This window comes from Dankookia sp. P2 (genome assembly GCF_050632255.1).
In the GTDB taxonomy this organism is placed as follows: domain Bacteria; phylum Pseudomonadota; class Alphaproteobacteria; order Acetobacterales; family Acetobacteraceae; genus Paracraurococcus.
Map to the genome: position 1 here is coordinate 618,145 of NZ_CP192581.1, position 22,938 is coordinate 641,082.

Genomic DNA, 22,938 nt, shown 5'->3' on the forward strand with positions numbered 1-22,938 from the left:
CATCCTCCGTATGCCGCGCCACGCCGCGCTGCTCGGCGCCGCCTGCCTCGCCGGCAGCAGCCGCCTCGCCTTCGGCCAGGGCAGCGCCACGCGATGATCCTTGTCGGGAGCCTGCGGCCGAAGGCCGAATGGGGCGCATCGACCGGCGACGTCACCGCCGACCGGGGGCTGGTCTGGAGCCGCGCCGACCGCACGTCGCGCATGCTGGTGGAGTGGTCGACCGACGAGGGCATGCGGAACCCGACCCGGCTGCGCGGCCTCCGGGCGAAGGGACGCGACGTGTTCGAGGCGGTGGCCGATGGCGACGGCCCGGCGCTGGGCCGCGAGCCGGAGATCGCCGGGTTTCTCTCGGCCATCAAGGCGGCGGGGCTGCGCACCGCTACGACCCGACCCGCGCCCAGTAGCGCGACTTCCTGCATTTCTGGGAGTTCGTCCCCGGCCCGCTGCGTGCAGGCGGCTTCGGCCCGAACGCGGCGGACAATACCTTCGACCTGGAGGTGGTCTGGCAGGAAGCCCCCCGACCGGCGGGTCGAGGTCACCCCGGCCGAGGGCGGCCAGTTCCTCGGCGAAGCGGCGATCGAGGGACGGAGCGGGGCGCTGACGGTGGTGCTGAAGGAGCTGGACAACGCGGTCCTTCCGGCAGCGGAGCTTCGAGCCGGAGCACGGCTGACCCGGTTTTTCATTCCGGGCCTGGTGCCGGGCATGCTAGGCTGCCGCCGGCCAGCGGGCGCATTGCGCCCGCTGGCGCCCGCGCGCGCCGTCGGGCGCATCCCGCATCGCATTTTGAAATGCTCAATTCCTGAAGGCCAAAACCGGCGGCGCGTCGAAAGTCTGCCGGCACAAGGATTTGCCGGGTGCCCCGGACCACGCCGCCGGCCCGGGCCTCAACTGGCTTGACCGGGATTGAAATTGATTTCCTGAAGGCCGGGGCAGCGGGAAGGCCACGGAACGCCCTTTCTCGCCGCCGCCTGCTCCGCGGCGGGGCGGCGCCGGCCCTAGATCCCGACCACCCGCAGCGACCGCCGCCGCCCGCGCGGGCTGGCCGAGGCCGGCAGGTCGAGCGGCAGAAGCGGGGCCATCTCGGCGGCATGGCCGACCGAATCGCCGAGGCAGTCGGCCTCGGAGGGCTGCGGCAGGTCGCGCCGGCCCAGATAGTCCAGCGCCAGCCGGCGGAAGGCCCAGTCCAGCACCGAGGTCGCGCGCGGGATGGCAGGGTCGCCCTCGACCAGCCCCGCCGGGCCGAAGCGGGTATAGGCGAAGGCCTCCACATAGTCGGCCAGCGGCACCTCGCGCTGCAGCCCCATCGAGACCGATTGCGCGAAGCCGTCCATCAGGCTGCGGAAGGCCGCGCCTTCCTTCGACAGGGTGAAGGCGATCTCCAGCAGATGGCCTTCGGCATCCTCGGCGGTGCGCAGCACCACGCGATGGCCGCCGACGGTGACGTGCAGCGCCGCGCCGGCATGGCGGCGGAGGATCGGCGCCGGCTTCGGCAAAGCGCGGGCCGGGCCGGGCAGCGCGATCGGCGCCGGCGGTGCGGCATGCAGGAAGGGGGCGACGGCCTGGCGCATCGCCTCGCGCGCCGCCTCGGTGACCGGACCGAGCAGCTCGGCCAGGCGTGGCCCGGCGCGGCGCGCCGCGCGCGTCGGCACCTCCATCGCCTCGCCGGAGGCGGTCAGCAGGCTGCGCGTCGCGCCGGCGGCCGGGGCGATGCCGGCGGTCTCGGCGCCGAGCAGCGCCTCGACCGCATCGGCCGGGGCAAGCGCCACCAGCGCCTGGTGACGCAGGCCGGGCGCGCCGGCGGCGGCGTCCAGCGCCGCGCGGGCGGCGGCGGCGAGGCCGGGGACCGGAGTCTCGCCCGGCGGGGCGGGCCAGAGCAGGGCGACCGGCTCGCGCACACCGGCCCGCGCGGCGATCCGGCCGGATTCGGCCTCGGCCGCGCCGCGGGTCAGCGCCGCGATCCCGGCGGCGACGGCCCGGGCCTGGTCCGAGATCATAGGCGAGCCCGAGGCCGCAGAGCAGGCCGGCCAGGTCGGCGAAGCCGAGTCGCAGCCGGCCAGCCTTGCCGGAGGACAGCGCGTCGAGCGCCCGCACCGCCAGGGCGCAGGCCTCGGCATAGCCTTCCAGGTCGAAGCCGCCCTCGGGCTCAAGGAAGGCCGGCAGGTTGAGCACGAAGCGCGGCTCGGCGGCGGCGCGGGCGGGCTTGGCCTCGTTCCGCCAGACCTCGGCGCCGGGGGCGCCGCGGCGCGTCAGCAGGATGCCGCGCAGGCCCTCGGCCAGGGTATGCGCTGCGGCCGCGTCCAGCAGCCCGGCCTTGCAGCCCCGCGCGGCGATGCGGCTGATCCAGGCCTCGGCGGCGCGGGGCAGACTGGTCGGGCCATCACCGGGGGCCAGGGCGGCCAGCGCCTCGGCCGCCCCGATCTCCCAGGCAGCCGGGACCGCCACGGCGCGCGGCGGCGCGTCCGGGTCGGCCCCCGCGCGCCGGCGCCGCAGCGCCACCCCTTCCCACAGCGTGCCCGAGGTGCGTCCCATGCGGGGATGGTAACGGCATGGTCGCGGGTGGGGAAGCCAGATTTGGTGAGTCGTGGCCGCCGTGACCGCAAGATGATGTGGATAATGCGGAATGACGGGGCCGGGTGGGGCGACTTTGCACCGCAGCAGGCGCTGTGCGATTGTGCCGCCGATCGCGGCCCCCGCAAGGGCCACCCCCGAGGAGCTTTTCCGGCCCCATGTCTTTCCTGCTTCGCCTCACCTCCTCCCTGCGCGGGCGCAAGGTCGGCACCGACCGTTTCGGCAACGAATACTACGAGGGCAAGACCAGCCAGCCGATCTACGACCGACCGCGCCGCTGGGCCATCTATGCCGGTGGAGGGCGTGAGCCGACCGTGGTGCCGCCGGAGTGGCATGCCTGGCTGCACCACACCGTGCCCGCCCCGCTGAACGAGACGAAACGTTACCCCTGGCAGGCCGAGCACCGGCCGAACCTGACCGGTACTCCGCACGCTTACCGCCCCGCCGGTCATGACTATGTGGGCGGCACGCGCCGCGTCACCGGTGGCGATTACGAGGCCTGGACGCCCGGTTCGTGACGCGGGTGCGTGGAACCTGATTGACATGAAGGGACGCAGTCTCGCCGAGGTCGCGGCCGGCGCGATCGTGCTCGCGGTCGCCGCGATCTTCCTCGGCTATGCCGTGCTGCACAGCGGCCGCGGCACCGTCACCGCCGAGGGCATGCAGCTGCGCGCCAGCTTCGACCGCATCGACGGCCTGGCCAACGGCGCCGATGTGCGGATCGCCGGGGTCAAGGTCGGCACCGTCACCGACAGCCGGATCGACCCGGACAGCTTCGCCGCGGTGCTGACCTTCAAGGTCGACCGCAGCCTGAAGCTGCCGGCCGACACCTCCGCCGAAATTACTTCGGAAGGGCTGCTCGGCGGCAAGTATGTCTCGCTGGTGCCGGGCGGCAGCGACAAGCTGCTGGCCGATGGCGGCCGGATCACCGAGACGCAGGGCTCGGTCAGCCTTGAATCACTGCTGGGCCGCTTCATCTTTTCGGTCACCCAGATGAACGGCAGCCAGAACCATAACCAGGAGGGCGGCGGCGCCGCCGCCCCGAAATGAGCCTCGCGCCGCCCGACTCCTGGCCAGGCGCCGATGGGGCGCCGCTGTCCTGCCGAGAGAAGCTGAAGGTGCTGGCGGAGAACCATGCGGAACTCGCTCAGGTGATGCGCGACGCCTTCGAGGATGCCGTGCTGATGGGGGTGGACGAGGTCGCCATGCGACGCATCCTTGGTGATCTCGTGCAGGCGCTGCCGAGCCCGAACCGCCGGGCATGAAGGCGGCGGCAGGGGTCATCGCGGCGGCGCTGTGCTGCGCCGCGCTGCCGGCGGCGGCGCAGGGCTGGGAGCCGAAGCGCACTGCCGAGTTGCAATTGCTGGACAAGGTCACCGCCCGCGTCACCGTCCTGCGGGCCGCAGTCGGCCAGGCGGCAAGCTTCGGCACGCTGAGCATCCAGGTGCGCGCATGCAATGCGCGGCCGGCCGGCGAGGTGCCGGATGCGGCGGCCTGGATGGAGATCACCGACAATTGAAGCCGGGGGTGCCCGCCTTCCGCGGCTGGATGTTCGCCAATGCGCCCGGCGTGAGCATGCTGGAGCATCCGGTCTACGATGTGCGGGTGCTCGACTGCAAGTGACGCCGGCCCAGGGCTCCGGCGACCACCGCACGGCGGAGGGGTTCCGCAACCCGCATGACCCGACCACCCGCACGCTGCGGGATGTCTGGCGCTGGCGCCGCACCACCACCCCGGCACCCTGGCCGCCCTGGATCGACGATCCGCCGCAGCCGGCCCCACCCCGGCTGGCGGCGGGGCGCATTGCCGTCACCTTCATCGGCCATGCCAGCTTCCTCGTGCAGGTGGGCGGCCGTTGCGTGCTGTTCGACCCGGTCTGGTCGATGCGGGCCAGTCCGCTGTCCTTCGCCGGACCGAAGCGCGTCCGCGCCCCGGGCCAGCGGCTGGAGGATTTGCCCGGCTGCGACCTGCTGCTGGTCAGCCATAACCATTATGACCACATGGACCTGCCGACCCTTCGGGCCGTGCGGCGCCGCTGGGCGCCGCCCGCCGTCACCGGCCTCGGGAATGCGCGGCACCTGGCCAAGGCCGGCCTCCGGGGCGCGCGGGAGCTGGATTGGTGGCAGCATGCCGAGGTGGCGGGGCTGCGCGTCACCTACGTCCCGGCGCAGCATTTCTCCGCCCGCACGCCCTGGGACCGCAACCGCAGCCTCTGGGGCGGCTTCGTCCTCGAGTCGCCGGATGGCGGCACGGTCTACTTCGCCGGCGACAGCGGCTGGTGCCCCTATTTCGAGCAGATCGGCCGCCGCTTCCCGCGCATCGACCTGGCTTTGATCCCGATCGGCGCCTACGCGCCGCGCTTCTTCATGCGGACCCAGCACATGGACCCGGAGGAAGCGGTGATGGCGCACCGCGCGCTGGGCGCGCGGCGCAGCATCGGCATGCATTTCGGCACCTTCGCCGGCCTGACCGATGAGCCGATTGAGGAGCCGGAGGCCAGGCTGACCGCGGCAAGGCCGACCAGGGCGTGCCGGCGGAGGCCTTCACCACCCTGCCCTTCGGCGCGACGCTGGAGATCCCGGCGGCTATTTGAGCAGCTTCTCCTCGGCGAAGGCGCGCACCGCGGCCCGCACGGCGGCGGCGCCCACCGGGTCGTAGCCGACATGCGCGCCGCGGGCGACGCAGGCATCGGCTAGCGTATAGGGCTGCTTCGTCGCCGCGTTCAGCATCGCCCCGCCCGCACCTTCCTCAAGCCGGCAGCCGCGCGTGGTCTGCGCATCGGCCACCGTCACCAGCAGCGGCTGGAACGGGTTGTCGAAGCTGTGCTGGCCGTTGGCGTACTCGGTGAGCGTCACGTCGGCGCCGGCCGCCTTCAGCCGCGCCGCATAGTCGCGGCAGGGGCCGATCGCGACGTAGTCATCGACCACCCCGTGGAAGAGCCTGATCGGCGCCGGCCCCACTTCGGCATCCTTGGCGAAGCCGACATTGCACGGGGTGTAGAGGCCGATATGCGCGGCGAAGCGATGCGCGGGATTGCCGTACAGCGCCTGGAAGCGGGTCATCGCCGAGTAGACCGCGGCGACGGCGCCCTTGGAGAACCCCATCACCGCAATGCGGTCGGCGCGGATGCGCGGATGCTCGGCCAGCCGGTCGAGCGCGCGGAAGGCATCGACCATCATCGCCAGCGAATGCAGCTGGGTCTGGTCCTGCACCGTGCTGACGATGCCCCGCCCGGCGAAGCTGTCGAGGATGAAGGCGCCGACCCCGGCGGCATTCAGCTCCCGCGCCCAGAGGTCGGTGGAGGCGCCGATGCCGCCCGAGCCATGCACCAGCACCACCGCCGGGACGCGCCGCCCTGGCGGCAGCGGGAAGGGCAGCCGCAGCTCGCCGGCGATCAGCGCCGACTTGCCGGCCGCCTTGTCGCCGGTGAGGAAGGCCTCGCCAGAGAGGGTGGTGGAAGCGAGCGGGATGGCCTCGATGCGGCCCGGCGCGATCTGCTGCGCCCGGGCGGTGGGGGAGACGGCGAGCAGCGCGGCGAGCGCCAGTCCGCCGAGGTGGCGATATGATGGAATGGTGGCGTCCTTCCTTCTGGTGGCGCGGCCGGGGCGCCTTCGGCCCTTGGCCCGCGCCCGCAGCCTCGCCCGGCATGCCGCCGCGGTCCATGCCCCTCGGCGGCCCTTGCCCAAGCCTCGCCGCACCGCACATGCTGCGGGCAATGCCCGACAGCACCCCTGCCCTGACCTTGTCGCTCCATCCGAGCATCGCGGAAATTCCCGCCGCCGACTGGGATGCCTGCGCCGGCGACGACAACCCCTTCGTCAGCCACGCCTTCCTCGCGGCGCTGGAGGCGAGCGGCAGCGCCACCTCGCGCACCGGCTGGCTGCCGCAGCACGCCGCGCTGCGCGACGCGGCCGGCGAGCTGCTGGCCTGCTGCCCGACCTATGCGAAGAGCCACAGCCAGGGCGAATACGTCTTCGACTATGGCTGGGCCGATGCCTTCGAGCGTGCCGGGGGCAGCTACTACCCGAAGCTGCAGGTCTGCGCCCCCTTCAGCCCGGTCCCCGGCCCGCGGCTGCTGGTTCGGCCGGGCGCCGGGATCGGCCCGGCGGCGCTCGGCCAGGGGCTGGTGCAGGCCTGCGGCCAGCTCGACCTCTCCTCGGTCCACGTCACCTTCTGTCAGGAGGCCGAGTGGGCGGCGCTCGGCGAGGCCGGCTGGCTGCAGCGGCTCGGCACCCAGTTCCACTGGCACAACCAGGGCTATGCCAGCTTCGACGACTTCCTCGGCGCGCTGGCCTCGCGCAAGCGGAAGGTCATCAAGCGCGAGCGGCGGGATGCCGCGGCCTCCGGCTACGTGCTGAAGACCTTGCGTGGGCACGAGATCACGGAGCGGCACTGGAAGGCCTTCCACCGCTTCTACCGCTCCACCACCGACAAGAAATGGGGCCGCAGCGCCTATCTGACGCCGCGGTTCTGGCCGCTGATGGCCGAGGCGCTCGGCGACCGTGTCGTGCTGATGGTGGCGGAGCGGGACGGCGAGCCGGTGGCGGGCGCGTTGAACCTGCTGGGGCGGGAGGCGCTCTACGGCCGCAACTGGGGCAGCGTGGTGGACGCGCCCTTCCTGCATTTCGAGCTCTGCTACTACCGCGCCATCGACTTCGCCATCGAGCACAAGCTGCCGCGGGTCGAGGCCGGGGCGCAGGGCGAGCACAAGATCCAGCGCGGCTATCTGCCGAGCCCGACCTATTCGGCGCATTGGATCCAGCATCCCGGCCTGCGCCGCGCGGTGGACGATTTCCTGGCGCGCGAGCGGCCGGCGATGCGGCGGGAGATGGCGGCGCTGGCCGAGCTTTCGCCCTTCAAGCGGGCGGGCGAGGCGGAGTGATCAGGACGGCCCCAGCCGCCGGACGGCGAGGATCCGCGGGACTGGCCCGGTGATCCGGCGCCGGCGCGGCCCCCGTCCGGGCCGCAATCCCGCCGCGCGACCGGGCGCGCCCTGCCCCCGGGTGATCCGCCCCGCTGCTACGGCGGACATGACGATGCTGCGGCCTGCCGCGCGGGCGCCGGCACCGATGCGCGCCGCGCCAGCGTGAGCCGCCCCGCCGCGGGGGCCGGCCAGGGGATGCTGCTTGCGCAGGCCCAGCTGGCGCTTTCCATGGCGCTGGTCGGCGCCAATGTCGCCGTCGGCAAGCTGCTGGCCGGGGCGCTGCCGATCCCGCTGATCCTCTGCCTGCGCTGCATGCTGGCTTGCCTGGTACTCTGGCCGCTGGCCCGGCTGCTGGACGGGAGGCTGCGGCTCGATCCTGCCGTGGCGCTCAACCTGGCCCTGCAGGCGCTGCTGGGCACCGCGCTCTACAATGCCGCGCTGCTGACCGGGCTGAGGCTGACCACGGCGCTCGAGGGCGGGCTGGTGCTGGCGACGCTGCCGGCGGTGGTGGCGCTGGGCAGCGCCGCTTGGCTGCGCGAAAGGCTTGGCACCCGGCACTGGGTTGCGGTGCTGCTGGCGGCGGCCGGCATGGCGGCGATCACCATCGCCCGGCTGGGCGATGAAGGGGCGGCTCGGCGCTCGGCAATGCGCTGGTCTTCGCCGGGGTGTGTGGGAGGCGGCCTATGTGCTGCTGGCCAAGCGGCTCGGCGGGCGGGTGCCGGTGGTGACCGCCAGCTTCTGGATGCAGGTGTTCAGTGCCGCGATGCTGCTGCCCTTGGCCCTGCCGGGCATCGGTGCCATGGCCGCGCTGGCCGCGCCGGGACTGGCCGGGCTGCTGGTCTTCCACAGCCTGACGGCCAGCGTGCTCTGCCTGCTGCTGTGGTATGCCGGGCTGCGCAAGGTACCGGCGGGGGTGGCGGGCGTCTTCACCGGCTTCCTCCCGGTCGCGGCGGCGCTGACCGCGGTGCTGGCGCTGGGGGAGAGCTTCACGGTGACGCATGCGGCCGGCTTTGCGCTGATGGGGGGAGCTTGCTGCTGGCGACCTGGCCGGGGCGGGACCGGCCCGGATGAGGGCATGGTTCGCCTGCAGCGGCGCGGAGCTGCTGGCGCGCGATCCGCGCGACACCGTCGGCCGGCTCGCCTCGGCGCAGCAGGCGCGCGGCTTCGCCGGGACGCCGGACCAGGAGATGGCCTGGCAGGCGCAGGTGCGCGACCTGCAGGCCGCGATCGCGGCCTGCGGCGGCCGGGCCTGGACCGTCGCGCTGAGATCCGACCTGCTGCGGCTGGAGAAGCGCATCGATGCGGTGCTGCTGACCGACCGCGCGATCCTCTGCCTGGAGTTCAAGACGGCGGCGCCGAACGCCGCGGCGATGGCGGAGGCCGAGGACTATGCGCTCGACCTGCGCGACTTCCATGCCGGCAGCCGCGACCATGCCATCGTGCCGGTGCTGGTGGCGGGCCGGCAGGGCTGGTCGCCACCGGCGCAGCCCTGGCTGCTGCCGAAGCACCCGACCGACCCACTGGTCTGCGGCGCCGAGTCGCTGGGCGCGCTGATCGGCTGGGTGCAGGCGACGCTGCCGGCGCCCACCGCGGCGATCGACGGCGCCGCCTGGCTGGAGGCGCCCTATCGGCCGGTGCCGACCATCGTCGAGGCGGCGACCATGCTCTATGCGCGGAACGGCGTCGCCGAGATCGCCGCGGCGCGGGCGGATGCGGCCAACCTGACGCGCACCGCGCGCGCCATCGCCCGGCATATCGAGGCGGCGCGGGCCGAGGCGGCGCGGACCGTCGTCTTCGTCACCGGCATTCCCGGCGCGGGCAAGACGCTCTGCGGGCTGAACGCCGTCTTCGGCCCGGCGCGGCTGGACGGCGCTGCCTTCCTGACCGGCAATGCGCCGCTGGTCGCGGTGCTGCGCGCGGCGCTGGCGCGCGATGCGGTGGCGCGCAGCGACTGCGACCGGACGGAGGCGGAACGCCGCACCCAGGCCGCGCTGCAGAACGTGCACCGTTTCCTCGAGGATTGCGCCATCGATCCCGCCCGACTGCCGCCCGAGCGGCTGATCGTCTTCGACGAGGCGCAGCGCGCCTGGGACGAGGCGAAGTCGCTGACGGGGACGCAGAACAAGCGATCCCGCCTGACCATGAGCGAACCGGCGCATACGCTGGAGATCATGGGCCGGCGCGAGGGCTGGTCCGTGGTCGTGGCGCTGATCGGCAACGGGCAGGAGATCAATACCGGCGAGGCGGGGCTGGCCGAATGGGGCCGCGTGGTCGCCGCCAATCCGCGCTGGCGGGCCGCTGCCGCACCGCGCGCGCTGTCCGCCGCCGACCCGGTGCAGCGGCTGGCGGAGGAAAGGCCGGACTGGCTGGAGATCGACCCCGATCTCGACCTGGTGGTGCCGATGCGCAGCGTGCGGGAGACCGCCGGCGCGGCCTGGGTCAATGCGCTGCTGGACGGCGAGACGGCTGAGGCGCGGCGCATCGCCGATGCCGCGTCCGCCCTGCCCTATTTCGTCACCCGCGACCTCGTGGCGATGCGCGCGGGGCTGCGCGGCTTCGCCCGCGGCCAGCGCCGCTCGGGCTGGTGCGGGCCGCCGGGGCCCGGCGGCTGCGGGCGGAAGGCCTCGGCGCCGAGGTGCCGACCAAGGAGGTGCCGGACTGGTTCCTGCGGCGCTGGCCGGATATCCGCGCCTCCGACGCGCTGGAGACGGCGGCAACGGAATATGCCTGCCAGGGGCTCGAATTGGACGTGGTCGGCCTAGCCTGGGGCGGCGACTTCGTGCGCGGCCGGGCGGGCTGGTCGGCACGCGGCTTCGTCGGCGACAAGTGGCAGATCGCGGCCAAGGATGCCGACTTCATCCGCAACACCTACCGCGTGCTGCTGACCCGCGCCCGCTACGAAACCATCATCTGGGTCCCTCCCGGCTCCCCCGCCGACGACCCTTTCCACGACCGCACCCGCCCCGCCGCGGAGATGGACGCGATCGCCGACTACCTGCTGGCCTGCGGCGCCCGCCCGCTCGAGGCGGCACCGGCGCCGCCGCCGCCTCCGCCGCCACAGCCCGGACTCTTCGCCGATGCCTGACGTGCCCTCCCCGGTCCTGATCCAGGCCGTCGCCGACCTGCATCGCGCCGCCTTCACCGGCACCGTCCTGGCCACCGTCGCGCGCCGCGGCACGCCGGCAGCGGCCGAGCTCGTCTTCGCCGTCTTCCGCCGGCAGCACCACGAACGCTTCCTGCCGGGCCTGCAGAAGCTCGGCCTCGCGCATCTCCCGCATGCCGTTGCCGCGGCGCAGTACCACTATCTCTCGAACCGCATCGGCGGCGTCTCGGTCGAGTACATGCCGGAGAGCGACCGGAAGGCCTGGATCCGCTACGCCCCGCCGCGCTGGCTCTGGCACGGCACCGCGGTCTGCGGCATTCCCGGCGAGGTCTCGCGTGCCATGCTGCGCGGCTGGCACGCGCAGAACGGCGTCTCGCTCGGCAATCCCCGGCTCGGCTTTGTCTGCACCGGGCAGGTGGCCGAAGGCGATCCGGCGCTGGAGGGCTACTACCTCGAGCACGACCGCGACCTGGCACCGGAGGAGCGGCTGCGCTTCGCCAGGGCCGAGGCGGCGCCGCCCTTCGATCCCGCCGCCGCGCCCTGGGTGGAGGCCGGCGCCTGGCCGGCGGAGCGGCTGCGCAAGGCGCATCGCAACTACGCGATGGAGTACCTGCGCACCACGATCCCAGCCGCCATCGACCTGTTCGGCGCGGCGGAGGCGACCGCGCTGCTCGGTTTGGCGCTGCGCCAGGTCGGGATGCAGTGGCACCAGGACCTCGCCACCGCGACCGGGATCGCCGGGCGCGGCGCCGCGGATTTCGCGGCGCTGCTGGCGGCGATCGCCGCCGCGCAGGGCGACAGCGTCACGGCGCAGGGCGAGGACCATGTCGCGCAGTCGAGCTGGGCGCTGATGCGCGGCGCGCCGGACCTGCACCCCGCCGCCTTCGCCTGCTGGAACGCGCTGTGGGAGGGGCTGCTCGCCGCCCACGACCCGCGCCTGGAGCTTCGCGGTGGAGCGCCGCCTCGACCTCGGCGACGGCGCCTTCGCCTGGCGCATCCGGCAGCGGCGACGGGTGGTCGCGCCCTGAAGCGGCCTGCCTCGGAGGGGTCCGCGGGGCAGGTCCACGCGGCCGGGCGTGCCCGCCCGGCCGCGATCCGCTCCGGCTATTCCGGCTCGATCCCCGCCGCGCGGGCCATGCCGCCCCACTTGACGATCTCGTCCTTGATGAAGCCGGCGAACTCCTCGGGCGTCGAGCTGAAGCCGTCGAAGCCGATATCGCCCAGCCGCTTCACCGTCTCCGGACGGTCCCAGACGCTGCGGACATCGGCGTTGATGGACGCAACCATCGCCGGCGGCATCCGCGCCGGCCCGATCAGCCCGGCCCAGGCCGCCACGTCGAAGCCCGGCAGGCCGAGCTCGGCCAGCGGCAGGATGTCCGGCAGCAGCTTGCTGCGCCGCTGCGTCGTAACGCCCAGCACCCGCAGCTGCCCGCCCTTGACGTTGCCGAGGGAGGAGGAGGCGTCGACGATCATGCAGGTCACCCGGCCTGCCATGACATCGGTGATGGCCGGCGGCGTGCTGCGATAGGGCACATGCGTCATCTCGACCCCGGCCTGCGCCGCCATGGCCCCGCCGGCGACGATGCCGGTCGAGATTGCCCGAGGCATAGGTGAGCTGCCCCGGCTTCGTCTTGGCCGCCGCCAGCAACTCCGTCACGCTGCGGAAAGGCGAAGCTCTCCGGCACCACCAGCCAGAAATTGTAGTTGCCGGTGCGGCAGATGGCGCTGAAATCGGCGACCGGATCATAGTCCAGCTTCTTCATCAGCGCCGGGTTGGCCGCGCTCGGCGTGTTGGTCGTCATCATCAGGGTCAGGCCATCCGGCGGCGGCGCGCCGTGGCCCCGGCCGCGAGCGCGCCATTGGCGCCGGCGCGGTTCTCGACGACCACTGGCTGGCCCCAGATCGGCTCCAGCAGCCCGGACAGGATGCGGGAGATCGCATCGGTGCCCGACCCGGCGGCGAAGGGCACCAGGATGGTGACGGAACGCGTAGGCCGCCAGGGCTGGGCGCAGGCGGGCGACGCCGCCAGCGCGGCCCCTGCGCCGAGCAGCGCGCGACGGGAAAGCTGTGCCATCAGCCGACCTCCACCACCACGCGGCCACGCACCTGGCCGGCGAGAATGGCCTCCAGCGACGCGCGGCACCTCGTCCAGGCCGACCGTCGTCGTCATCGCCGCCAGCTTGGCCCGGTCCAGCTCCTTCGCCAGCCGCGACCAGGCCTCCAGCCGCAAGGGCCGCGGCGCCATGGCAGGATCGACGCCGAGCAGCGCGACGCCGCGCAGGATGAAGGGCGCGACCGAGGCCGGCAGGTCCATCCCCTGCGCCAGACCGCAAGCGGCAACCGCACCGCCATACTTAATCTCGGACAGCACTCCGGCCAGGGTCTTCGAGCCGACGGTATCGACCGCCGCGGCCCAGACCTCCTTGCCCAGCGGCCGCGCCGCGCCGCCCGAATAGCGGTCGCGCGGCACCACCTCCTTCGCGCCGAGTCCTTCCAGATAGGCCTGCTCCTCCGGTCGCCCAGTGCTCGCCGCGACATACCAGCCGGCCGAGGCGAGCAGTGCGATGGCGACCGAAGCCGACGCCGCCGGCCGCGCCCGTCACCAGCACCGGGCCGCGGTCCGGCGTCAGGCCGTGGCGCTCCAGCGCCGTGACGCAGAGCATCGCCGTGTAGCCCGCCGTGCCGATCGCCGCGGCCTCCGCCGGGGCCACGCCGTCCGGTAGCGGCACCAGCCAGTCCGCCTTGACCCGGGCCATGGGGGCATAGGCGCCGCAATGCCCGTCTCCCCACGCCCCAGCCATTCAGCAGGACCCGGTCGCCCGGCTTCACCGCGGAGTTGCTCGACTGCTCGACGACCCCGACCAGGTCGATCCCCGGCACCATCGGGAAGCGCCGGACGACGGGAGCGCGGCCGGTCACCGCCAGCCCGTCCTTGTAGTTCACCGTCGAATGGCTGACTCGCAGTAGCACGTCGCCTGCGGGCAACTCGCTCTCGGCGAATTCGCGGAAGGTGGCCGGGCCGGGCGGCCCGGCCTCCGGCTTGTCCACCACCAGGGCCCTCATGCGTCTTCCTTCCCTTGCCATGTTGCATCATCTCGGCCTGCAGCGGGCAGACCACCGCTTCCAGCGCCGTCACCATGTCGGCGGGGGCAAGCGCGATCTGCAGGCCGCGCCGGCCACCATTCACCACGATCTCGTCATGGGCTGCCGCGCTGGCATCTAGGAAGCAGCGCAGTCGCCGCTTCTGGCCGAAGGGGCTGATGCCGCCGACCACGAAACCGGTGCTGCGCTCGGCCTTCACCGGATCGGCCATCTCCGCCCGCTTGCCCCCGCGGCCGCGGCCAGCGCCTTCAGCGAGAGCCGGGCGTTGGACGGAATGGCGGCGCAGACCATCTCCCCCATCCAGCAGGCAGACCAGGGTCTTGAAAACCCGCTCCGGCGCGATCCCCATTGACGCGGCCGCCTGCAGGCCGACCGACTCGGCCTCCGGGTCGTAGTCGTATTCCAGCAGTCGGAAGCGGATTGACGCGGCTTCCGCCGCGCGCACGGCGGGAGTCTTCTTCGATGCCATGATGCCGCCGCCTCCCTGCAGCGTTCATGCGCTGTCCAGCAGCCGCTTCGCCGCCGGACGAGGGGACCGACCGTTCCGCGGCCCGAGGAAAGCGCAACGGGAACGGGTTCCCCGGCGTTCCCCGCACATCCCGGCGTATCGGCGCCGGGCCCAGGAAGGGACCCCCGATGGTCAAGCTGCGCGTCAACGGCGAGGAGCGCTCCTACGACGGCGATCCCGCCATGCCCCTGCTCTGGTACCTGCGCGACAGAGCTCGCCCTGACCGGCACCAAGTTCGGCTGCGGCATCGCCGCCTGCGGCGCCTGCACCGTGCACCTGAACGGCGATGCGGTGCGCGCCTGCGCAACCGCCATGGGTGATGTCGAGGGCCAGGCGGTGGTCACTATCGAGGGGCTGAGCGGCGACGGCATGCATCCCGTGCAGAAGGCCTGGCGGAGCATCAACGTGCCGCAATGCGGCTACTGCCAGGCCGGGCAGATTATGCAGGCCGCGGCGCTGCTGCAGCAGACGCCGAACCCGACCGACGAGGACATCGACGCCGGGATGCAGGGCAACCTCTGCCGCTGCGGCACCTACCAGCGCATCCGCGCCGCCATCAAGGCGGCCGCCCGGGGGCCGCGTGACATGACTGAGATCCGCATCGAGCAGCCCTCCCGCCGCCTGCTGCTGCAAGGGGCGGCCGCCGGCGGCTTCCTGCTCGCGCTGCGGCTGCCGCGCGCCCAGGCTGTGGAGGCGGCGCCCGAAGCCAAGTACGGCGCCGATGCCATGCCGCATGGCGTGGTCCGCGACCCGCATGTCTTCCTGTCCATCGCGCCAGACGGGATCGTAGACGATCTTCTGCCACCGCGCCGAGATGGGTCAGGGCGTGCGCACCGGCATGCCGATGATCGTGGCCGAGGAGCTCGAGGCCGACTGGGCCAAGGTCAGGGTGAAGCAGGCGCCGGCCGACGAGCCGCGCTTCGGCAACCAGGATACCGACGGGTCCCGCAGCACGCGGCATTTCCTGCAGCCGATGCGCGAATGCGGCGCCGCGGCGCGGCAGATGCTGGAGACGGCCGCGGCGCAGCGCTGGAAGGTCGCACCCGGGGAGGTCGCGGCGCGCAACCATCAGGTGGTGCACCAGGCGAGCGGCCGGACGCTCGGCTATGGCGAGCTGGCCGCCGACGCCGCGAAGCTGCCGGTACCCGACCTGAAGTCGCTGAAGCTGAAGGACCCCGCCGCCTTCCGCTACATCGGCAAGGGCGAGCTGGAGATCGTCGACGGTTTCGACATCTCGACCGGCCGCGCGGTCTATGGCCAGGACACCACCCTGCCGGGGATGCTGTTTGCGGTGGTGGCGCGGCCGCCCGTCTTCGGCGCGACGCTCGCCTCGGTCGACGACGGCGCGGCGCGCAAGGTGCCCGGCGTGCTGAAGGTGGTGCGGATCGAGGGCACGCCGCCGCCGGCGAAGTTCCAGCCGCTCGGCGGCGTCGCCGTCATCGCCCGCAACACCTGGGCGGCGATGCAGGGGCGCGAGGCGCTGAAGCTCGCCTGGAACGAGGGGCCGCATGCCTCTTACGACAGTGAGGCCTACCGTGCCACGCTGACCGAGACCGCCCGCAAGCCGGCCCGCCGGCTGCGCGACGAGGGCGATGCCGGCGACGGCCTGGCCAAGGCGGCCAAGCGCGTCACCGCGGAATACTACGCCCCGCACCTGGCGCATGCGCCGATGGAGCCGCCGGCCGCGACCGCCCGCATCCGCGACGGCATGTGCGAGGTCTGGACCAGCGCGCAGAGCCCCTATTCGGTGCGCGGCGAGGTGGCGACGCGGCTGAAGCTGCCGATCGAGAAGGTCACGGTGAACATCGAGCTGCTCGGCGGCGGCTTCGGCCGCAAGTCGAAATGCGACTACGCGATCGAGGCGGCGGTGCTGTCCCAGGCGATGGACGGGCAGCCGGTGAAGGTGGTCTGGACGCGGGAGGACGACGTCCAGCACGACTACTTCCACACCGTGCAGGTCGACCACATGGAAGGCGGGCTCGACGCGCAGGGCAAGGCGACCGCCTTCCTGCACCGCAGCGTCTTCCCCTCGATCGGCAGCATCTTCGCGCCGGACCCGAAGCACGGGCTGACCTTCGAGGTGGGGATGGGCCTCTACGACACGCCCTTCGCCATCCCCAACCTGCGGATCGAGAATGGTGAGGCGGAGGCGCATGCGCGGATCGGCTGGTTCCGCTCGGTGCTGAACGTGCCGCATGTCTTCGCCGTGCAGTCCTTCGCGGCGGAGCTGGCGCATGAGGCCGGGCGTGACCCGAAGGACTACCTGCTGGAGCTGATCGGCCCGCCGCGCAACATCCCGCTGCCGCAGGGCACCGAGCCGACCCAGTACTGGAACTACAACGAGGACCCGCGGAAGTATCCGGTCGATACCGGCCGGCTGCGACGGGTGGTCGAGCTGGCGGCGGAGAAGGCCGAATGGGGCCGGAAGCTGCCGGCGCGGCACGGCCTCGGCATCGCCGCGCATCGCAGCTTCGTCACCTATGTGGCAATGGTGGTGGAGGCGGCGGTGGACGAACAGGGCGTGCTCTCCGTCCCGCGCGTGGATGTCGCGGTCGATTGCGGCTTCCACGTGAACCCGGAGCGCATCCGCTCGCAGATCGAGGGCGCCTGCGTCATGGGGATGGGGCTGGCGACGAAGAGCGCCATCACCTTCAAGGGCGGGAAGGTCCAGCAGTCCAACTTCACGGACTACGAGATCAGCCGGATCGACGACGCGCCGCGCGAGGTGCGGGTGCACATCGTCCCCGCGGGGATCGAGGTGCCGCCAGGCGGGGTCGGGGAGCCGGGCCTGCCGCCCTTCGCCCCGGCGCTCTGCAACGCGATCTTCGCCGCGACTGGCAAGCGGATCCGGGAGCTGCCGATCGGCGCGCAGCTCAAGGCCTGACGCTGTGGGGAGGGGCGCGCCCTCCCCGCCTTTGGCCCGTCAGCCCTCCTTCCGGCTTCGGATCTCGGTGCCGGCCCAGCCCTCGACGATGCGGACCAGCTCAGCCAGATCTTCCGCACCCTTGCCCTGGCTGGCGGCAAAGCGCCAGAGCCGCGCCGCCTGCTCGATCCCCCACATCGGCACGTCATAGGCCTTCGCTTCGTCCAGCCCCAGGCCGACATCCTTGTCGAGCACGGCGATGGTGGCGCCGAAGCGGAGCTTGCCGCTGAGGATCCCGGGCATGACGTCGCTGCTGGCGAAGCTGCGGCCCGTGCCGGCATTGACCATCTCGACCATCGTGTCCGGATCGAGCCCGGCCTTGGCGCCGAGCGCGAAGGCCTCGAAAGCGTTCGCCGTGTTGGCGGCGAAGAGCAGGTTGTTCACCAGCTTCATCACCTGCCCCTGCCCCGGCTGCTCGCCGAGGACGAAGACCCGCTTGCCGATGCGCAACAGGAAGGGCCGCAGCGCCTCGACCGCCGCCGGGTCGCCGGCGACCATCATCGCCAGTGTCCCGGCACGTGCGCCGGCAGGGCCACCGCTGATCGGGGAATCGACCATCGCGAGGCCGCGCTGCGCCAAGCCCTCCGCGATGCGCTGCACGGTCGCTCGGCCGATCGTGGACAATCCCGCATGGATGCGCATGGCTTTGCCGTGGACGGTGCCCTCGGGCCCGAGCGCCGCGGCTTCGCTGACCTTGCCGCTGGGCAGGCAGGCGAAGACGATGCTGGCGGCATCGGCGACCGCCGCGGGCGAAGCGCAGGCCTTGGCGCCGCGCGCGACGAAGGGCGCCATGGCCTCGGCGCGCGGGTCGTAGACATGCAGTTGCACGTCAGGGCCGAAGAGCCGCTCCGCCATCGGTGCACCCATCTGGCCGAGACCGAGGAAGCCGATATGGGTCAGGTTCGACATCAGAGCGTCACCAGGCCGCTGTCGACGGGCAGGATCGTGCCGGTGACGATGCGGCTATCATCCGAGGCGAGGTAGAGCACGGCATTCGCCATATCCAACGGCTCGCCGAGGCCGAGCAGGTGCTGGTCGGCCAGGACCTGCATGGCGGAATTCCCGGCGAGCAGGCCGCGGACGCGGTCGGTCAGCGTCACGGTCGGGGCGACGGCATTGACCCGGATGCGCTTCGGTCCGAATTCGACCGCGAGCGAGCGTGTGAGCGCGGCGACGCCGCCCTTGGCCGCGGTGTAGCAATCACGCCCGGGGAAGCCCATCAGCGCGACAACGGAGGCCATGTTGATGATGGAGCCACCGCCGGAGCGAATCATCTCCGGGATGGCGAAACGGCAGCCTAGAAAGGTGCCGTAGAGGTCGAGCTTGATGGCGCGCCAGAATTCCTCGAGCGGTGCCTCGACCGCGGTGTTGTCGATGCCGGTAGAGCCGCCGGCATTGTTGTGCAGCACGTGCAGGCCACCATAGTGCTGCACGGTGCTGGCGATGGTTCCCGAGATACTCTCCGGCTCGCTGACATCGGTCTGCAGGAAAACCGCCTCACCGCCGGCGCGGACGATGCGGTGCGCGGTTTCCTCGCCGCTCGGCGTGTCGATCTCGGCGATGACCACCTTCGCACCCTCTCGCGCGAAGAGCTCCGCGGTGCAGCGGCCGATCCCGGTGCCCGCGCCGGTGACGATGGCGGTTTTGCCCTGCAGCCTGCCCATTGGCCGTCCCTCCATGGTTTTGCCGGACCATGGCAGGAAGCGGCGGAGGGCGGCAAGCCGCAGGGCTACTCGACGGTGACCTTGGCGGCGCGGATGACCTCGCCCCAGCGATCGACCTCCGCCTGTAGGAAGCGCGCGGCTTCGGCTGGCGAGCGGCCTTCGACCACGAAGCCGAGATCCTGCAGCTTGGTGGTCATCAGGGGGTCGCGGACGATGCGGGCCACCTCGGCCGAGAGGCGGGCGGTGATGTCCGTCGGCGTACCGGCGGGGGCCAGCAGCATGCACCAGGAGCTGGCGGCGAAGTCCGGCAGCCCAACCTCGATGATGGTCGGCAGGTCGGGGGCGAAGGCCGCGCGTTCCCGCGCCGCGATGCCGAGCGGGCGGATGTTGCCGGCCTCAGATCGCGGCTTGAGGGTGGAGTAGGTGTCGAAGAGCAGGCCTATATTGCCAGCCATCAGGTCCTGCAGCGCCGGCTGGGTGCCGCGATAGGGGATGTGCTCCATCTGCACGCCGGTGCGGAGCTTGAGGAGTTCCATCGCCAGATGCGCGGTCGCGCCGATGCCGCTGGAGCCATAGTTCATCCGGCCCGGGTTCTTGCGTGCATAGTCGAGGAAGTCTCGCAGCGTCTGGCCGGGAATCCGGCGGCTGCCGGCCAGCACCAGCGGCGCCGAGACCACCAGCGAGACCGGCGCGAAACCGGCAATCGCGTCGAAAGGCAGCTTGCCGGCCTGCAGCGTGACATTGGCCGCATGCGCCGGCAGCACCATGACAAGCGTGTAGCCATCAGCGGGGCTGGTGGCGGCCGCGGCGACGCCGACGATGCTGTTGGCGCCGGGGCGGTTCTCGACGATGACCGGCTGGCCGAGGATCTTCACCAATGGCTCGGCAACCAGCCGCGCGGCGATGTCGGTGGTGCCGCCTGGAGTATAGGGCACGATGATGCGCAACGGGCGGGACGGATAGTCGGCAGCGCGGGCGGTCGCGGCTAAGCCGAGACCGGCAACCAGGGAGCGAGCGCACGGCGCGACAAGATCGGTTCAGGCATGAAGGGTTCCCGGATTGGCACTCTTCTGACGCGTGATGCCGGGTGGCGGTTGCGCCGTCGGTCAGCGTCGCCGGGACGCCCGGGGCCGTCTGGCGCTCGGGCGCGGCCCTGCGGAGCGGCCATGGCTGGGCAGGATGGCCGCGGCGTCAGCCGGCATGGATCCCGCCTCACGCATTCCTTGCACAGGCGGGGCCCGGCGCGGTTCGCCTGGACCGCGATGACCGGGCCGGCGGCGGATCACGTCGGAAGCGGATCAGGACGTCCACCTGATCCGGCCGTTCGGCCAGAGCCTGGCGGAGGATCGCCAGCAGCGTCTCGGGCGAGACATCAAGGTCGACGGTCTCGGCCGTCTCCTCGTAGATCAGGTGGGAATGGGGCCGCGGCACGGTATCGAAGATCGGCTCGACCGCGGTGCTCGGCAGGCGTCCGAGCAAGCCGAGCGCAGCCAATGTCTCCAGTTGGCGGGCGATCTCGGCGGGCGCTATGGTCAGGCCGGCTTCCGTCGCCATGCGGAGGATTTCGGCAAGCCCGAGATGCGTAGTCGGGGCATCCCGCAACAGGCCCAGCAGCCGCCCCGGCAAGCCCTGGCCCGGCAGCCCGGCCTGGCGCAGTTCCTGCTGGATCGCCGCCCGCACCGTGTGTGGCATAGCTTCCTCCCGTGACTGCCGCATGGGCCGGCCGCCGCCTCCGGTGCGGCGGCCGGGCCCGAAGCCGATTCCCGGGCGCCGGTCTGTCGCAGTCAGGCGAGGTCGAAGCGGTCCAGGTTCATCACCTTGGTCCAGGCCGCCACGAAATCATGCGCGAAGGCCGACTGGGAGTCGTCGGAGGCATAGACTTCCGCCAGGGCGCGGAGCTGCGAGTTGGACCCGAAGACGAGGTCGACCCGCGTGGCGGTCCAGCGCGGCGCACCAGTGGCGCGGTCGCGGCCCTCATAGACGCCCTTGACCGTCTCGGACGGCTTCCAGCCCGTGCCCATGTCGAGCAGGTGGACGAAGAAGTCGTTGGTGAGCGTCCCCGGCCGCGTGGTGAAGGCGCCGTTCGGAGATTGCCCGGAATTGGCGCCCAGCACGCGCATCCCCCGAGCAACACCGTCATCTCCGGTGCGGTCAGGGTGAGCTGCTGCGCCTGATCGACCAGCAGTTCCTCGGGCGGGGAGCTGTAGTCGGACTTCAGGTAGTTGCGGAAGCCGTCGGCGATCGGCTCCAGCACGCCCATGGACTCGACATCGGTCTGCTCCTGGGAGGCATCGGTGCGGCCCGGCGTGAAGGGGACCTCCAGGGCTACGCCGGCCTTCTGCGCCGCCTGCTCCACCGCGGCGCAACCGCCGAGGACGATGAGGTCGGCGAGCGAGACCTGCTTGCCGCCGGACTGCGCCGCGTTGAAGGCCTGCTGGATCGTCTCCAGCTTCTCCAGGACGGCAGCGAGCTGTGCGGGCTCGTTCACCTCCCAATCCTTCTGCGGGGCGAGACGGATGCGCGCCCCATTCGCCCCGCCCCGCTTGTCGGAGCCACGGAAGGTGGCAGCGGACGCCCAGGCGACGGTGACGAGCTGCGGGATGGACAGGCCGGAGGCGAGGATCTGCGCCTTCAGCGCGCGGATATCTGCGGCATCGATCAGCGAATGCGTGACCGGCGGGATCGGGTCCTGCCACAGCAGGTCCTCGGCCGGGACGAGCGGGCCGAGATAGCGGCTGCGCGGTCCCATGTCGCGGTGGGTCAGCTTGAACCAGGCGCGAGCGAAGGCATCCGCGAGCTGGTCGGGATTTTCGTGGAAGCGCTTCGAGATGGGCGCGTAGATCGGGTCCATCTTCAGCGCCATGTCGGCCGTGGTCATCATTGGCGCGTGGCGCTTGCTCGGATCGTGCGCATCCGGCACGGTCGTCTTCGCCGCCGGGTCGGTCGGTGTCCATTGCCAGGCGCCGGCGGGGCTCTTGGTCAGTTCCCAATCGTAGCCGAGCAGGTTGTCGAAATAGCCGTTGTCCCATTGGGTCGGATGGCTGGTCCAGGCGCCCTCGAGACCACTGGTGATGGTGTGCAGGCTATGACCGTTGCCGAGGCTGTTTTTCCAGCCGAGGCCCATATCCTCGATCTCCGAGCCTTCGGGCTCGCGCCCCACATGCTTCACCTCACCGGCGCCGTGGCACTTGCCGAAGGTGTGGCCGCCAGCAACGAGAGCGACGGTCTCCTCGTCATTCATCGCCATGCGCGCAAATGTCTCGCGGATATCGCGTGCGGAAGCGAGCGGGTCAGGCTGGCCGTTCGGTCCTTCCGGATTCACGTAGATGAGGCCCATCTGGACTGCGGCGAGTGGCGTCTCGAGATCGCGCTCCCCGGTGTAGCGCTTGTCGCCGAGCCAAGTGTCCTCCGAGCCCCAGTAGATGTCCTCGCCCGGCTCCCAGACGTCGACGCGCCCGCCGGCAAAGCCGAAGGTTTTGAAGCCCATCGATTCCAGGGCGCAGTTGCCGGTGAAGACGATCAGGTCGGCCCAGGAGATCCGGTTGCCGTATTTCCGCTTCACCGGCCAGAGCAGGCGCACCGCCTTGTCGAGGTTTCCGTTGTCGGGCCAGCTGTTCAGTGGTGCGAAGCGGAGCGTGCCGGCACCGGCGCCGCCGCGGCCATCCCCGGTACGGTAGGTGCCGGCGCTGTGCCAAGCCATGCGGATGAAGAGCGGACCGTAATGGCCGTAATCCGCCGGCCACCAGTCCTGCGAGGTCCGCATCAGGGCGAAAATGTCCTGGCGGAGCGCATCGAGGTCGAGTTTCTTAAACTCCTCGGCGTAGTTAAACGCCGGTCCCATCGGATTGGACAGTTCGGAGCGCTGGTGGAGGATGCGAAGGTTCAGCGCATTCGGCCACCAATCCCGGTTCGACCGGCCGGCGAATGTCGCGTGCTTCGGCGTGCCATGCATGACCGGGCATTTGCCGCCCGTAGAGCCACTGGTTCCGTCCATATTTTCCTCCACTCCGGGTGCATGATTGGGCCCGCTTGCCGGACCACGACTGCTTCGGAAGGCACTTCGCCTCAACGGATCGCCCTGCGGCCAGGCGGCAAGTGCGTCAGCGGAGAGACCGTGCCTGAGCATGGCGGCCATCGCACGCCTTG

General features: G+C 71.9%; 21 protein-coding genes and 6 pseudogenes. 14 read left to right on the forward strand and 13 right to left on the reverse strand.

The window, feature by feature from the left end:
* Positions 1-93 precede the first annotated feature (93 nt).
* The gene (locus tag ACQ86J_RS03610; RefSeq protein ID WP_431270060.1) at positions 94-897 is read left to right on the forward strand and encodes a hypothetical protein; all 804 of its coding nucleotides are present in this window, start codon (positions 94-96) and stop codon (positions 895-897) included.
* Positions 898-995: 98 nt separating this feature from the next.
* On the opposite strand, the gene ACQ86J_RS03615 is transcribed toward ACQ86J_RS03610, so the two are convergent.
* Complete coding sequence (locus ACQ86J_RS03615; RefSeq protein WP_431270061.1) at positions 996-1,994, reverse strand: hypothetical protein; 999 nt, start codon at positions 1,992-1,994, stop codon at positions 996-998.
* Positions 1,995-2,726: 732 nt separating this feature from the next.
* Between ACQ86J_RS03615 and ACQ86J_RS03620 the strand changes: the two genes are divergently transcribed.
* The 6 genes from ACQ86J_RS03620 to ACQ86J_RS03645 are packed head-to-tail and all read left to right on the forward strand — an operon-like array spanning position 2,727 to position 5,264.
* Entirely contained in the window at positions 2,727-3,086 is a 360-nt protein-coding gene (locus ACQ86J_RS03620) for an NADH-ubiquinone oxidoreductase subunit NDUFA12 family protein (protein ID WP_431270062.1), read from the forward strand.
* A gap of 25 nt (positions 3,087-3,111) precedes the next feature.
* On the forward strand, positions 3,112-3,618 hold the full coding sequence (gene mlaD / locus ACQ86J_RS03625) for an outer membrane lipid asymmetry maintenance protein MlaD (RefSeq protein WP_431270063.1): 507 nt from the start codon (positions 3,112-3,114) through the stop codon (positions 3,616-3,618).
* Positions 3,615-3,833: a hypothetical protein gene (locus ACQ86J_RS03630; RefSeq protein ID WP_431270064.1), complete on the forward strand. Its 219-nt coding sequence runs from the start codon at positions 3,615-3,617 to the stop codon at positions 3,831-3,833. Before mlaD ends, ACQ86J_RS03630 begins: the two co-directional genes overlap by 4 nt.
* Positions 3,830-4,087, forward strand: coding sequence for a DUF2155 domain-containing protein (locus ACQ86J_RS03635; protein ID WP_431270065.1), 258 nt, complete (start codon positions 3,830-3,832; stop codon positions 4,085-4,087). The genes ACQ86J_RS03630 and ACQ86J_RS03635 overlap by 4 nt, the downstream gene beginning before the upstream one ends.
* On the forward strand, positions 4,084-4,191 hold the full coding sequence (locus ACQ86J_RS03640; RefSeq protein ID WP_431270066.1) for a DUF2155 domain-containing protein: 108 nt from the start codon (positions 4,084-4,086) through the stop codon (positions 4,189-4,191). The genes ACQ86J_RS03635 and ACQ86J_RS03640 overlap by 4 nt, the downstream gene beginning before the upstream one ends.
* Positions 4,188-5,264, forward strand: coding sequence for an MBL fold metallo-hydrolase (locus ACQ86J_RS03645; protein ID WP_431270067.1), 1,077 nt, complete (start codon positions 4,188-4,190; stop codon positions 5,262-5,264). The genes ACQ86J_RS03640 and ACQ86J_RS03645 overlap by 4 nt, the downstream gene beginning before the upstream one ends.
* On the opposite strand, the gene ACQ86J_RS03650 is transcribed toward ACQ86J_RS03645, so the two are convergent.
* Positions 5,154-6,266 (reverse strand): dienelactone hydrolase family protein, encoded by a 1,113-nt coding sequence (locus ACQ86J_RS03650; protein ID WP_431270068.1) that lies wholly within the window; start codon positions 6,264-6,266, stop codon positions 5,154-5,156. The two genes, ACQ86J_RS03645 and ACQ86J_RS03650, sit on opposite strands and share 111 nt — an antisense overlap.
* Before the next feature lie 17 nt (positions 6,267-6,283).
* On the opposite strand from ACQ86J_RS03650, the gene ACQ86J_RS03655 reads away from it, so the two are divergent.
* The 5 genes and pseudogenes from ACQ86J_RS03655 (at position 6,284) to ACQ86J_RS03675 (ending at position 10,577) form a co-directional block, all read left to right on the forward strand.
* Positions 6,284-7,450 carry a GNAT family N-acetyltransferase gene (locus ACQ86J_RS03655; protein WP_431270069.1) on the forward strand — a complete coding sequence of 389 codons (1,167 nt, stop codon included), beginning with the start codon at positions 6,284-6,286 and terminating at the stop codon, positions 7,448-7,450.
* A 270-nt stretch (positions 7,451-7,720) separates the two neighbouring features.
* Positions 7,721-8,035: pseudogene (locus tag ACQ86J_RS03660) on the forward strand (EamA family transporter); the annotation flags it as partial.
* 76 nt (positions 8,036-8,111) lie between these two features.
* Positions 8,112-8,465: pseudogene (locus tag ACQ86J_RS03665) on the forward strand (EamA family transporter); the annotation flags it as partial.
* Positions 8,466-8,559: 94 nt separating this feature from the next.
* Positions 8,560-10,254: a DNA/RNA helicase domain-containing protein gene (locus ACQ86J_RS03670; protein WP_431270070.1), complete on the forward strand. Its 1,695-nt coding sequence runs from the start codon at positions 8,560-8,562 to the stop codon at positions 10,252-10,254.
* Entirely contained in the window at positions 10,143-10,577 is a 435-nt protein-coding gene (locus ACQ86J_RS03675) for a DNA/RNA helicase domain-containing protein (protein ID WP_431270071.1), read from the forward strand. The genes ACQ86J_RS03670 and ACQ86J_RS03675 overlap by 112 nt, the downstream gene beginning before the upstream one ends.
* Positions 10,578-11,189: 612 nt before the next feature.
* On the opposite strand, the gene ACQ86J_RS03680 is transcribed toward ACQ86J_RS03675, so the two are convergent.
* The 6 genes and pseudogenes from ACQ86J_RS03680 to ACQ86J_RS03705 all read right to left on the reverse strand — a co-directional run.
* The gene (locus tag ACQ86J_RS03680; RefSeq protein WP_431270072.1) at positions 11,190-11,402 is read right to left on the reverse strand and encodes a hypothetical protein; all 213 of its coding nucleotides are present in this window, start codon (positions 11,400-11,402) and stop codon (positions 11,190-11,192) included.
* A gap of 297 nt (positions 11,403-11,699) precedes the next feature.
* Positions 11,700-12,203: a tripartite tricarboxylate transporter substrate-binding protein gene (locus ACQ86J_RS03685; RefSeq protein WP_431270073.1), complete on the reverse strand. Its 504-nt coding sequence runs from the start codon at positions 12,201-12,203 to the stop codon at positions 11,700-11,702.
* Positions 12,134-12,400 (reverse strand): hypothetical protein, encoded by a 267-nt coding sequence (locus ACQ86J_RS03690; RefSeq protein ID WP_431270074.1) that lies wholly within the window; start codon positions 12,398-12,400, stop codon positions 12,134-12,136. Before ACQ86J_RS03690 ends, ACQ86J_RS03685 begins: the two co-directional genes overlap by 70 nt.
* A gap of 5 nt (positions 12,401-12,405) precedes the next feature.
* Complete coding sequence (locus ACQ86J_RS03695) at positions 12,406-12,669, reverse strand: hypothetical protein (protein WP_431270075.1); 264 nt, start codon at positions 12,667-12,669, stop codon at positions 12,406-12,408.
* A pseudogene (locus ACQ86J_RS03700) lies at positions 12,669-13,658 on the reverse strand (MDR family oxidoreductase). Before ACQ86J_RS03700 ends, ACQ86J_RS03695 begins: the two are co-directional and overlap by 1 nt.
* A 130-nt stretch (positions 13,659-13,788) precedes the next feature.
* A pseudogene (locus ACQ86J_RS03705) lies at positions 13,789-14,166 on the reverse strand (YbaK/EbsC family protein); the annotation flags it as partial.
* 167 nt (positions 14,167-14,333) lie between these two features.
* Here ACQ86J_RS03705 and ACQ86J_RS03710 point away from each other — a divergent pair.
* Both ACQ86J_RS03710 and ACQ86J_RS03715 read left to right on the forward strand, forming a co-directional pair.
* Positions 14,334-14,775 (forward strand): annotated as a pseudogene (locus tag ACQ86J_RS03710) ((2Fe-2S)-binding protein); the annotation flags it as partial.
* A gap of 244 nt (positions 14,776-15,019) precedes the next feature.
* Entirely contained in the window at positions 15,020-17,089 is a 2,070-nt protein-coding gene (locus ACQ86J_RS03715) for a molybdopterin cofactor-binding domain-containing protein (protein WP_431270076.1), read from the forward strand.
* 39 nt (positions 17,090-17,128) lie between these two features.
* On the opposite strand, the gene ACQ86J_RS03720 is transcribed toward ACQ86J_RS03715, so the two are convergent.
* From ACQ86J_RS03720 to katG, 5 genes and pseudogenes are all read right to left on the reverse strand, one after another.
* On the reverse strand, positions 17,129-18,037 hold the full coding sequence (locus ACQ86J_RS03720) for an NAD(P)-dependent oxidoreductase (protein WP_431270077.1): 909 nt from the start codon (positions 18,035-18,037) through the stop codon (positions 17,129-17,131).
* Entirely contained in the window at positions 18,037-18,792 is a 756-nt protein-coding gene (locus tag ACQ86J_RS03725) for an SDR family NAD(P)-dependent oxidoreductase (protein WP_431270078.1), read from the reverse strand. Before ACQ86J_RS03725 ends, ACQ86J_RS03720 begins: the two co-directional genes overlap by 1 nt.
* A gap of 65 nt (positions 18,793-18,857) precedes the next feature.
* Positions 18,858-19,739, reverse strand: coding sequence for a tripartite tricarboxylate transporter substrate binding protein (locus ACQ86J_RS03730; protein WP_431270079.1), 882 nt, complete (start codon positions 19,737-19,739; stop codon positions 18,858-18,860).
* A 265-nt stretch (positions 19,740-20,004) separates the two neighbouring features.
* Complete coding sequence (locus tag ACQ86J_RS03735; protein WP_431270080.1) at positions 20,005-20,484, reverse strand: transcriptional repressor; 480 nt, start codon at positions 20,482-20,484, stop codon at positions 20,005-20,007.
* Between the two features lie 92 nt (positions 20,485-20,576).
* Positions 20,577-22,786: pseudogene (gene katG, locus ACQ86J_RS03740) on the reverse strand (catalase/peroxidase HPI).
* Positions 22,787-22,938 lie beyond the last annotated feature (152 nt).